The following is a 4,459-nucleotide window of genomic DNA, read 5'->3' on the forward strand; positions in this document are numbered from 1 at the left end:
GTTCTTCTGTATGTGACCGCGGAGGGGACAGTGTCCCCGGGCCTCACCCATAGCCGGGGGGGGGGGGGGGGGTTACGGGGGCGGAGTGGGGCGCTGGCCGACCGTGCGCAGTCCGTCCAGCGCCGGTCGGTCTGGCTTGCTGGTGCGCGCTGTGGTGTTCATCGACATGTCGACCGAAGAGTCCCGTGTGTCCTAGTTCACTCCTGTGCGCCGAAGTGGGGCGGAACATACGTGTACGTCTCATCGTTCTTCTGTATGTGACCGCGGAGGGGACAGTGTCCCCGGGCCTCACCCATAGCCCATGGGGAAGATCGTTCGGCTGAAGCCCCATGGAGCCCCCCGCCGAGAGGCGACCGCCCTCCGCCGTCACGCTTGTCCGCCCCGGCTGGTCTCCCCCGTCCAGCCGGGGCTTTTCTCTGTCCTGGCTGTGAAGGGGGGCTCGGCGGTCCGGGCGGTGGGGCGCCCGGGCTGCTGCTATTCGTTCGGGGTGACGCCTGCGCGGAGCAGTCCGTAGGTGTACGCGTCCCCGAGGGCCTGGCAGGAGGCGGCGATGATGTTGTCGCCCACTCCGACGGTGGACCATACGCCGGTGGCGTCGGTGGTCGAGATCAGGACCCGCGCGGCTGAGGTGGTGCCGTGGGTCTCTTCGAGGTTGCGGACCTTGTAGTCCACCAGCTCCAGCTTGGCGAGCTCTGGGTAGATGCGCTCCAGTGCGGCCCGCAGCGCCTGGTCGAAGGCGTTCACGGGGCCGGTGCCCTCTGCCGTGGCGACGAGCCGCTCGCCCTGGGTCCAGAGCTTCACGGTCGCCTCGTTCGCGTGGCTGCCGTCGGGGCGGTCCTCGGCGATGATGCGCCAGGACTCGATACGGAAGTGGCGCCGCAGTCCCTGCGGCATCTCCTCCCGCAGCAGCAGTTCGAAGGACGCGTCGGCCGCCTCGTAGGTGTAGCCGAGCCGCTCCTGCTCCTTGACTCGGGCGACGACCCGGCCGACCAGGTCCCGGTCCGGGCCGAGGTCGATCCCGAGTTCCTTCGCCTTCAGCTCTATCGACGCCCGCCCCGCCATGTCGGACACCAGCATCCGCATGTGATTGCCGACCAGCGTGGGCTCGATGTGCTGGTAGAGATCCGCGTCGACCTTGATCGCCGAAGCGTGCAGGCCCGCCTTGTGGGCGAAGGCCGAGACACCCACATAGGGCTGGTGCGTGGAGGGTGCGAGGTTGACGATCTCGGCGATGGTGTGCGAGATCCGGGTCATCCTGGCCAGTGCCCCCGCAGGCAGCACCCGCCTGTCGTACTTGAGTTCCAGAGCTGCCGCGACCGGGAAGAGGTTGGCGTTGCCCACGCGCTCCCCGTATCCGTTCGCCGTGCACTGCACATGTGTGGCGCCCGCGTCCACGGCCGCCAGGGTGTTGGCGATCGCGCAGCCGGTGTCGTCCTGGGCGTGGATGCCGAGCCGCGCGCCGGTGTCGGCCAGGACGGCCGCCACGATCTCCTGGACCTGGCCGGGCAGCATCCCGCCGTTGGTGTCGCACAGCACGGCGACATCCGCCCCCGCCTCCGCGGCGGCCCGTACGACGGACGTGGCGTACTCGGGGTTGGCCCGGTAGCCGTCGAAGAAGTGCTCGCAGTCGACGAAGACGCGGCGGCCCTGTTCACGCAGGTGGGAGACGGTGTCGCGCACCATCTCCAGGTTCTCCTGAAGCGTCGTGCGCAGCGCCAGTTCGACATGCCGGTCGTGCGACTTGGCGACCAGCGTGATCACCGGGGCGCCGGAGGCCAGCAGCGCCTGGACCTGTGGGTCCTGGCTCGCCGTGCCGCCGGGGCGCCGGGTCGCGCCGAACGCGACGAGCTGGGCGTGCCGGAAGGTGATCTCCTGCTGGGCCCGGGCGAAGAACTCCGTGTCCCGGGGGTTCGCGCCCGGCCACCCGCCCTCGATGAATCCGACACCGAAGTCGTCCAGGTGGCGTGCGATGGCCAGCTTGTCCCTGACCGTGAGGTTGATGCCCTCGCGCTGCGCGCCGTCGCGCAGGGTGGTGTCGAAGACGTGGAATCCGTCGTCGGCCTGGTGCGTGGCGGTGTCCTTGGGTGCGCCGGCCGGGGCGTTCATGCCGGCCGGACTCGGGTCGTGGCCTGCCGCGTGGTGCGCGGCATGCCGTGGTGTGGTGGCGCGCCGCTGGTTCGCGGCGGTGCGGTGTCGTGTGGTGGCGGGGTGCGGAAGGTGTTTCTGCCGGTCGGTGCTTGGGGAAGACCTGACACTTCCACGGTGGCCTCCTCGTCCTCGTGTCGGCCCCTGATGCGGGCGTTCGACACGGTACTCGCGCGGAGCGGCCAACAGGTTTTGTTCAACGGGGCGTTGGGCGCGGGCCTCCTCGCGGGGCGTGGGGCGGCGGACATGCGGAAGCAGCGTGCGGTCTCCCGGGCCCCCGTGTCTCGGTCAGGCAGCCGCGTTGCGGGCGAGGCGTACCTCCAGCCCGTCCAGCGTGCACTGGAGGCCGTAGTCGAACGTTTCGTCTCGGACCTTGCCCGGGTCCTTGTCGCGTTGGGCGGCGTGGCCTTCGGCGAGGCGCGGGTGGTCGCGGGTGGCTTCTTCGAGGGCCGGGCGCAGGCTGTCCACCCATTCGCGTTCGGTGCTGCCGCTGCGGGCGATCATCGAGAGGTAGGCGGCCTCCGAGGTGGCCACGCCGATGACGTAGGCGACGACGGTGCTCATGACGCGGTCGGTCTCGTGCGCGGGGAATCCGGCGGTCTCGAAGATCGCGAGCATCTGGTCCGACATCTGCATCACGTTGGGGCCGAGGTGGGAGAGGCCGACCTGGCCGAGCACGGAGGCGACCCAGGGGTGCCGCAGTGCCATCGCGCGCAGGCTGTTGGCTGCTTCCGCGGCGGCCGTCCGCCACTGCGACTGGTCCGCGGCGGCGGGGATGTGCAGTTCGCCGTAGACCTCGTCGACGACGAGTTCGATGAGTTCGTCGCGGTTGGCGACGTGGCGGTAGATCGATGTGGCGCCGGCGTTGAGCCGGTTGCCGAGGCTGCGCATGCTGAGCGCTTCGATGCCTTCGGCGTCCAGCAGTTGTACGGCTTCTGCCACGATGCGTTCGCGGGTCAGCGGCTCCCGTTGGCGGCGCGGGCGGGTCCATACGGAGGGGATCGGCTGCTGGTTGGCCTGCGGCATGTGTCCTCGCCCTTCTTCTCGTCGCGCGTCACCCTAGCTCATAGTGTGCGCAATAGGGTACGACGTGCGCAGCGTTGGTTCCGGCTTCACGCGCCCGCCGGGCGGGGGCATCATCACGCCAACGGTGGCGCCCCGCGCCGGGAGGAGGTCCCGCTCTTCTGCTGGGCCGTGCCCGGTGTCCGCGCATGCCGCCCGCCGCGCCGGGTACCGCGACTTTGCGCCATGCGCGCGGCGGGGACAACCGTTCGTTCTTCGAAGGTCTTGCCTGCGCAGCCGTGGCCTCCATTCGTTCGCGGCCTGCTCCCGTCCGCGCCCTGTGCAGGGGCTTCCCGTTGAGCGGTTGAGCGCCTTCCGCTTCCCGGAGCCGCACTTTACGATCAAGATCACAGCCTCCGCCCCCGCGCTTCTCATCGGTCGCGCGCGAGGGCAGGAGCGGCCCCCGGCGGGAGCGGACCACCCCTGCCGGGGCGGGTGGCGCGTCCGGTTCCGGTCCGGGACAGGGGCGCGCCCGGTGAACCGCGCAAACAACACACACCATTGCGAACGCTGCGCCCACGTGCGTACAGTGTTCGCGTAATGAGAACGCCATCCGCATTACCGAGGGAGTAGTCATGCCGAAGGACCTGAGCTGGGACGCGCAGGGCAACTGGGCGGCCAAGGGCGACTGGGGGGCGAGGGACTCCCAGGGCCACAAGCTGTACTTGGGTCACTGGCAGGCACGGCTCGACCAGCTCCGCATCGCCCACCACGTGCCGGGCGCCACGCTCGCCGTCCTCGTCGACGGAGACGTGCACGAGCTCGCGAGCGGCGTTCTGCACCGCGGCACCGGCGTGGACGCCACCCCCGACTCGGTGTTCCAGCTCGGCTCCCTCGCCAAGATCTACACCGCCACCCTGATCATGCAGCTCGTGGACGCCGGCGAACTCGACCTGGACGCCCCCGTCCGGGATGTGCTGCCCGACTTCGTCGTCGCCGACGAGGAGGCCACCCGCACCATCACCACCCGCCAGCTCCTCTCCCACACCAGCGGGCTCACCTGCGACTTCACCTACGACTCGGGCCGCGGCGACGACTGCCTCGCCCGCTACGTGGAAGCCGCGAGGGACGTGGGCCTTGACTGCCCCCCGGGCACCGCCGTCTCCTACAGCAGCCTCGGCTACAACGTGCTCGGCCGCGTCATCGAGGTACTCACCGGCCAGATCTGGGACGAGGCGCTCAGGGAGCGGCTCCTTGTCCCGCTCGGCCTCGGCGGCACCATGACGCTGCCCGAGGAGGCGCTCGCCCACCG

3 protein-coding genes are annotated in these 4,459 nt (G+C 70.3%); 1 reads left to right on the forward strand and 2 read right to left on the reverse strand.

Annotated features, from left to right (window positions below; genetic code table 11):
• Positions 1-474: 474 nt before the first annotated feature.
• Together cimA and AB8Z36_RS30360 are read right to left on the reverse strand one after the other, a co-directional pair.
• Positions 475-2,106: a citramalate synthase gene (gene cimA, locus AB8Z36_RS30355; RefSeq protein WP_369216595.1), complete on the reverse strand. Its 1,632-nt coding sequence runs from the start codon at positions 2,104-2,106 to the stop codon at positions 475-477.
• Between the two features lie 327 nt (positions 2,107-2,433).
• A complete protein-coding gene (locus tag AB8Z36_RS30360; protein WP_369216596.1) occupies positions 2,434-3,171 on the reverse strand; it encodes a TetR/AcrR family transcriptional regulator in 738 nt (245 codons plus the stop codon).
• A 611-nt stretch (positions 3,172-3,782) separates the two neighbouring features.
• On the opposite strand from AB8Z36_RS30360, the gene AB8Z36_RS30365 reads away from it, so the two are divergent.
• The coding region (locus AB8Z36_RS30365) for a serine hydrolase domain-containing protein (protein WP_369216597.1) at positions 3,783-4,459 on the forward strand (677 nt) is incomplete at its 3' end.

Source organism: Streptomyces flavofungini (assembly GCF_041028215.1).
Taxonomy (GTDB): Bacteria; Actinomycetota; Actinomycetes; order Streptomycetales; family Streptomycetaceae; genus Streptomyces; species Streptomyces flavofungini_B.

What these genes read in the sequence shown, in the direction of transcription:
- cimA (WP_369216595.1), bottom strand. Translation starts at nt 2,106, where the DNA reads ATGAACGCCCCGGCCGGCGCACCCAAGGACACCGCCACGCACCAGGCC.
- AB8Z36_RS30360 (WP_369216596.1), bottom strand. Translation starts at nt 3,171, where the DNA reads ATGCCGCAGGCCAACCAGCAGCCGATCCCCTCCGTATGGACCCGCCCG.